6 protein-coding genes are annotated in these 5,505 nt (G+C 59.5%); 4 read left to right on the top strand and 2 right to left on the bottom strand.

Going from position 1 to position 5,505, the window contains the following annotated elements; genetic code table 11:
- Nucleotides 1–44 precede the first annotated feature (44 nt).
- The 3 genes from ACRESJ_RS05550 to ACRESJ_RS05540 all read left to right on the top strand — a co-directional run bounded on the left by ACRESJ_RS05550 (nt 45) and on the right by ACRESJ_RS05540 (nt 2,125).
- Nucleotides 45–1,127 (top strand): 5-(carboxyamino)imidazole ribonucleotide synthase, encoded by a 1,083-nt coding sequence (locus ACRESJ_RS05550; RefSeq protein WP_431757007.1) that lies wholly within the window; start codon nt 45–47, stop codon nt 1,125–1,127.
- Between the two features lie 126 nt (nt 1,128–1,253).
- Complete coding sequence (locus ACRESJ_RS05545) at nt 1,254–1,499, top strand: GlsB/YeaQ/YmgE family stress response membrane protein (RefSeq protein ID WP_008030708.1); 246 nt, start codon at nt 1,254–1,256, stop codon at nt 1,497–1,499.
- An 89-nt stretch (nt 1,500–1,588) separates the two neighbouring features.
- Nucleotides 1,589–2,125 (top strand): DUF3299 domain-containing protein, encoded by a 537-nt coding sequence (locus tag ACRESJ_RS05540; protein WP_431757006.1) that lies wholly within the window; start codon nt 1,589–1,591, stop codon nt 2,123–2,125.
- Between the two features lie 84 nt (nt 2,126–2,209).
- Here the strand turns inward: ACRESJ_RS05540 and ACRESJ_RS05535 are convergent, their stop codons facing one another.
- Together ACRESJ_RS05535 and ACRESJ_RS05530 are read right to left on the bottom strand one after the other, a co-directional pair.
- Nucleotides 2,210–3,109 (bottom strand): D-hexose-6-phosphate mutarotase, encoded by a 900-nt coding sequence (locus ACRESJ_RS05535; RefSeq protein ID WP_431757005.1) that lies wholly within the window; start codon nt 3,107–3,109, stop codon nt 2,210–2,212.
- 72 nt (nt 3,110–3,181) lie between these two features.
- Nucleotides 3,182–3,586 carry an acyl-CoA thioesterase gene (locus tag ACRESJ_RS05530; RefSeq protein WP_007942704.1) on the bottom strand — a complete coding sequence of 135 codons (405 nt, stop codon included), beginning with the start codon at nt 3,584–3,586 and terminating at the stop codon, nt 3,182–3,184.
- Between the two features lie 362 nt (nt 3,587–3,948).
- Here ACRESJ_RS05530 and ACRESJ_RS05525 point away from each other — a divergent pair, with 362 nt between their 5' ends.
- Nucleotides 3,949–5,247, top strand: a complete 1,299-nt coding sequence (locus ACRESJ_RS05525; protein WP_431757004.1) for an MFS transporter — start codon at nt 3,949–3,951, stop codon at nt 5,245–5,247.
- Nucleotides 5,248–5,505: the final 258 nt, after the last annotated feature.

The following is a 5,505-nucleotide window of genomic DNA, read 5'->3' as shown; positions in this document are numbered from 1 at the left end:
GTCCTGGAAAATCCAGACCCACGCATCGCCTGAGGTTGTTGACGATGAAGATCGGTGTAATCGGTGGCGGCCAGTTGGGTCGCATGTTGGCGCTGGCGGGCACTCCGCTGGGCATGAACTTCGCTTTCCTCGACCCGGCGCCGGACGCTTGCGCGGCCGCATTGGGCGAACACCTGCGTGCCGATTACGGCGATCAGGATCACCTGCGTCAGTTGGCCGATGAAGTCGATCTGGTGACCTTTGAATTCGAAAGCGTCCCGGCTGAAACCGTGGCGTTCCTCTCGCAATTCGTACCGGTCTACCCAAGCGCCGAAGCCCTGCGCATCGCCCGTGATCGCTGGTTCGAAAAGAGCATGTTCAAGGACCTGGGGATTCCTACCCCGGCGTTCGCCGATATTCAGTCCCAGGCTGACCTGGAAGCGGCCGTCGCCTCCATCGGTCTGCCGGCCGTGCTGAAAACCCGTACCCTGGGTTACGACGGCAAGGGCCAGAAAGTCCTGCGTACCCCTGAAGACGTGGTCGGCACCTTCGCCGAGCTGGGCAGCGTGGCTTGTCTGCTGGAGGGCTTCGTGCCGTTCACCGGCGAAGTCTCGCTGATTGCAGTGCGTGCCCGCGATGGCGAAACAAAGTTCTATCCACTGGTCCACAACACCCACGACAGCGGCATCCTCAAGCTGTCCGTGGCCAGTACCGATCACCCACTGCAAGCCCTGGCTGAAGACTACTCCAGCCGTGTGCTCAAGCAGCTGGACTACGTCGGCGTGATGGCGTTCGAATTCTTCGAGGTCGACGGTGGCCTCAAGGCCAACGAAATCGCCCCGCGTGTGCACAACTCCGGGCACTGGACCACCGAAGGCGCTGAATGCAGCCAGTTCGAAAACCACTTGCGCGCCGTTGCCGGCCTGCCGCTGGGTTCGACGGCCAAAGTCGGTGAAAGCGCGATGCTCAACTTCATCGGTAAAGTGCCGGAGACCGAGAAAGTCATCGCTATCGCCGATTGCCACCTGCATCACTACGGCAAGGCGTTCAAGGTCGGTCGCAAGGTCGGTCACGCCAACCTGCGTTGTGCAGACCGCGAGACGCTGGCCGCGCAGATCCTCAAGGTCGAAGCGCTCATCGCTGAGTAGCATCGCCAGGTAAAACCGGTTTCATGTGGCAGCGGCGGAACCATTGCGGGGCCGCCGTTCTCTGATGGCAGGATGCGAAAGTCTGACTAGGCTTTCGTATATCCAACCAAATCAGAGGGAAATGCCATGGGAATCATCGGAACCATCTTTATCGGCTTGATCGTCGGCCTGCTCGCGCGGTTCCTGAAACCGGGCGATGACAGCATGGGCTGGATCATGACCATCCTGCTCGGTATCGGCGGTTCGCTGGCAGCCACCTACGGCGGCCAGGCCCTGGGCATTTACCAGGCTGGCCAAGGTGCCGGTTTCATCGGTGCGCTGGTCGGCGCCGTAGTGTTGCTGGTGATCTACGGCCTGATCAAAAAGAACTGATTCAAGCGACAAAGCCCTCTCGGCCCCGCAAGCCGGGAGGGCTAGAATGCTCGGCGTTCTACCGTCCTCCTCCTTTACCGAGCACTTTCATGCGCCGTCTTCTGCTGACTCTTTTATTTCTGGGTTCGGGCCTTGCCCACGCCGGCGAGCTGCCGGAAACCGACTGGCTTGAATTGATGCCCAAGTCGGATCAGAAAGCCCTTGAGGCCATGCCCGAAATTGACCACGACTCCCCCGAAGCGAATGGCACCTTTACCGAAAAGGGTGGCATGAAGCAGAGCAAAGGCTTGCCGGCGGTGATGTATTCGACCAAGACCGTGGCGTCGATGAATGACAAGAACATCCGCCTGGGCGGTTATCCCGTGCCACTGGAAACCGACGCCAAAGGCCACAGCACCTTGTTCTTCCTCGTGCCTTACCCAGGCGCCTGCATCCACGTACCGCCACCGCCACCCAATCAATTGGTGCTGGTGCGTTATCCCAAGGGCTTGAAGCTCAATGATATCTACACGCCGCTGTGGGTCACCGGCACGTTGAAAGTCGAGAAGGTCAGCAATGATCTGGCGGACGCGGCGTATGCGCTGGATGCGGCGAAGGTGAGGGTGGTGAAGGAGTCGGATTTGTAAGGCGTAAAGCAAAAAAGATCGCAGCCTGCGGCAGCTCCTACACCGATTTCTGTAGGAGCTGCCGAAGGCTGCGATCTTTTGACTTTAAAGCGTTGTGCTGCCGATGCTCACGCCCAGGGTATGGCTGGCGCCCGGTTTCAGCGCCACCACATCACCCATCACATTCGCCGTCTCGATGCACAGCATGCGCTGCCAACCGTCGTCGGCCATGTCGCTGAATGCGACGGCGCGGTCGATCCACGGGTTCCAGATCACTGCCGAGCGTGAGCCAGTGGCAGTCAGCTCGATACGCCGCTCCCACGATGGGTCGACGATGCTCAACCGTGGCGCGGTATCGAGGTAGATCCGATCGGTCTCGCCGGTGAAATGCAGGTCGCCGGTTTGTGGCTTGGTTTTCCAGTCTTCCAGCGTCTCGATGTAGCTCAGGCCATTAACGCCTTCGACATGCACGTTGCGCACATCGCTGACGGCGAAATAGCTGTGCAGCGCCTGGCTGATGGTGACTGTTTCAGCGCCCTGGTTGTGGCTGGTCAGGCTGATATGCAGTTGCGCGTCCAGGCGAATGCTCAGCTTCAGGTCCACCTGATGCGGCCAGCCTGGAAGGCCGCCTTCGGGGTAGGGCAGGAGAAACTCGATCTTCAGGGCTTCGCCTTCGGCCTCTATGCCACCCAGTTCCCAGTCCATCGCTCGAACCAACCCGTGAGCAGGCGCCGCCTCCTTGCCAGCGCGCATCGCTTGAACGCTCTGCGGGTTGCGCTCGAAGTTGCCAAACCACGGCCAGCACACCGGTACACCAGCGCGGATGCTCTTGCCTGTCTTGAACGCCGCTTTATCGTTGAGCCAGATCAGCGGCGGCTGACCGTCCACTTGATAACTGAGAATGTGCGCACCTTGCTGAGCCACCAACAATTCCGCCTGACCGTGGCGGATGCGCCAGCAGTTCAGTTCATCCAGTTTTACGGCTTCAACATTGGGCGTGTTCATGGGACAGCTCTCGATCAGTAACAGGACTGCAATGGACCGCGAATCGGTCGTCGGGTTTAACGCTTTCCCGATTCAGCGAGCTCTGGGTGGAACCGAACGGGTGCGACCGCTGCCATCGATGGCGACGAACACGAAGACCGCTTCGGTGACTTTGCGCCATTCGCTGGACAGTGGATCGTCACTCCAGACCTCAACCATCATCTTGATCGAGCTGCGGCCAATTTCCAGTGCCTGGGTATAGAAGGACAGCTGAGCGCCCACCGCCACCGGAACCAGAAACGCCATACGGTCGATCGCTACCGTGGCGACGCGTCCTCCGGCCACCTTGCTGGCCATCGCGGTGCCGGCCAAATCCATCTGCGCCACCAGCCAGCCGCCGAAAATATCGCCAAAGCCGTTGGTTTCGCGCGGAAGCGCGGTGATTTGCAGGGCCAGGTCGCCTTGCGGGATCGGATCTTCTTGTTCGAGCTCTATCATTCCGGGGGTGCCTCTGACCCGTGACTCTTCGTTGGTGCTGCTGGTGGTAGCCGTCTTGGGAAAAACGATTCATCACCGAACATACTGCGTTCGTCACGTTTTTCGTAAGGCGCCTAAAGGGAAACTCTGCGAAATCGCCTATGACCCTTACAGGCGTTTTCGCACAGCAACCCTTACAAGTTATTACACAGTTGCGAGTATATCGGTCGATAGACTCCGAGACGACCGTCCGGTTCTCATTTTGACCGTCAATTGCGCGCCTCTATGTGCTTTTTCGAACAATTTGTTATCGTGCCGGACCTGCCCAAGCCCTTGCCAGCGTTGTTGGGGCGGCAGACCTGACTATAAGAGAAGCCCTTGCCATGACCACAGCGCCCTCGAGTATCGCGCAGCCAACACCATCCGCACGTCCGCTGACCCGCAGCGACTACAAGACGCTATCGCTGTCGGCCTTGGGCGGCGCGCTGGAGTTTTACGACTTCATCATTTTCGTGTTCTTCGCCACGGTGGTGGGCAAGCTGTTCTTCCCCGCGGACATGCCTGAATGGCTGCGCTTGATGCAAACCTTCGGCATCTTCGCCGCCGGCTATCTGGCGCGGCCATTGGGCGGCATTGTGATGGCGCACTTCGGCGACCTGCTGGGGCGCAAGAAAATGTTCACCCTGAGCATTTTCATGATGGCGGTGCCGACCCTGATCATGGGCTTGTTGCCGACCTATGCGCAGATCGGCATGTGGGCGCCGATCCTGTTGCTGCTGATGCGGGTGATTCAGGGCGCGGCCATTGGCGGTGAAGTGCCGGGGGCCTGGGTCTTCGTTTCCGAACACGTCCCGCAGCGCCATGTCGGTTACGCCTGCGGCACCCTGACCAGCGGCCTGACGGCGGGCATCCTGTTGGGTTCGCTGGTCGCTACGGCGATCAATAGCATTTATACCCCCATTGAGGTGGCGGATTACGCCTGGCGGATTCCGTTTCTGCTGGGTGGCGTGTTCGGTCTGTTCTCGGTGTACCTGCGCCGCTGGTTGCACGAAACCCCGGTGTTTGCCGAGCTGCAACAGCGCAAGGCGCTGGCCGAAGAAGTGCCGCTGCGTGCGGTGCTGCGTGACCATCGTGGCGCCATCGCCATTTCAATGCTGCTGACCTGGCTGCTGTCCGCCGCCATCGTGGTGTTGATCCTGATGACGCCGACTGTGTTGCAGACGGTGTATCACTTCTCGCCGACCACGTCCTTGCAGGCGAACAGTGTGGCGATCGTCTTTCTGAGCGTTGGCTGCATCATCGCCGGCGCTCTGGCGGATCGATTCGGTGCGGGGCGTGTTTTTGTCTTCGGCTGCGCCGCGTTACTGGCCAGCTCCTGGACGTTCTACCACAGCCTGGCTGACCATCCTGACTGGCTGTTCCCGATGTACGCCCTGACCGGCTTGCTGGTCGGCACCATCGGCGCAGTGCCATACGTGATGGTCAAGGCGTTCCCGCCGGTGGTGCGTTTCAGCGGCCTGTCGTTTTCCTACAACGTTGCCTACGCGATTTTCGGTGGCCTGACACCGATGGTTGTCAGCCTGCTGCTCAAGGAAAGCCCCATGGGACCGGCGTATTACGTCGCGGTGCTGTGTGGGGTGGGGATCGTAGTGGGGGTTTATCTCTGGAAGAAGGCCCGCTGATCCCGAAATTATCTATAGATGTATCGGCCCAATCGCCAGCAGGCTGGCTCCCACATTGAAATGCATTCCATTGTGGGAGCCAGCCTGCTGGCGATTAGGGTGGCAAGAATCATTCGGTAAAACCCGAATACTGGCCTTTCATCCAATTGTCATATTTCAGCCATAGAGTGTTCACACGGCCTGCTGATACTTGGCCCCGACTTAACACACCCTATCTGCTAGGAGTAAGGCATGAAACTGAAGCGTTTGATGGCGGCA

Source organism: Pseudomonas sp., from assembly GCF_050739655.1.
Taxonomy (GTDB): Bacteria; Pseudomonadota; Gammaproteobacteria; order Pseudomonadales; family Pseudomonadaceae; genus Aquipseudomonas.
This window is presented reverse-complemented; position numbering and strand designations above follow the sequence as displayed.

What these genes read in the sequence shown, in the direction of transcription:
- ACRESJ_RS05530 (WP_007942704.1), bottom strand. Translation starts at nt 3,586, where the DNA reads ATGATAGAGCTCGAACAAGAAGATCCGATCCCGCAAGGCGACCTGGCC.
- ACRESJ_RS05540 (WP_431757006.1), top strand. Translation starts at nt 1,589, where the DNA reads ATGCGCCGTCTTCTGCTGACTCTTTTATTTCTGGGTTCGGGCCTTGCC.
- ACRESJ_RS05550 (WP_431757007.1), top strand. Translation starts at nt 45, where the DNA reads ATGAAGATCGGTGTAATCGGTGGCGGCCAGTTGGGTCGCATGTTGGCG.
- ACRESJ_RS05535 (WP_431757005.1), bottom strand. Translation starts at nt 3,109, where the DNA reads ATGAACACGCCCAATGTTGAAGCCGTAAAACTGGATGAACTGAACTGC.
- ACRESJ_RS05525 (WP_431757004.1), top strand. Translation starts at nt 3,949, where the DNA reads ATGACCACAGCGCCCTCGAGTATCGCGCAGCCAACACCATCCGCACGT.
- ACRESJ_RS05545 (WP_008030708.1), top strand. Translation starts at nt 1,254, where the DNA reads ATGGGAATCATCGGAACCATCTTTATCGGCTTGATCGTCGGCCTGCTC.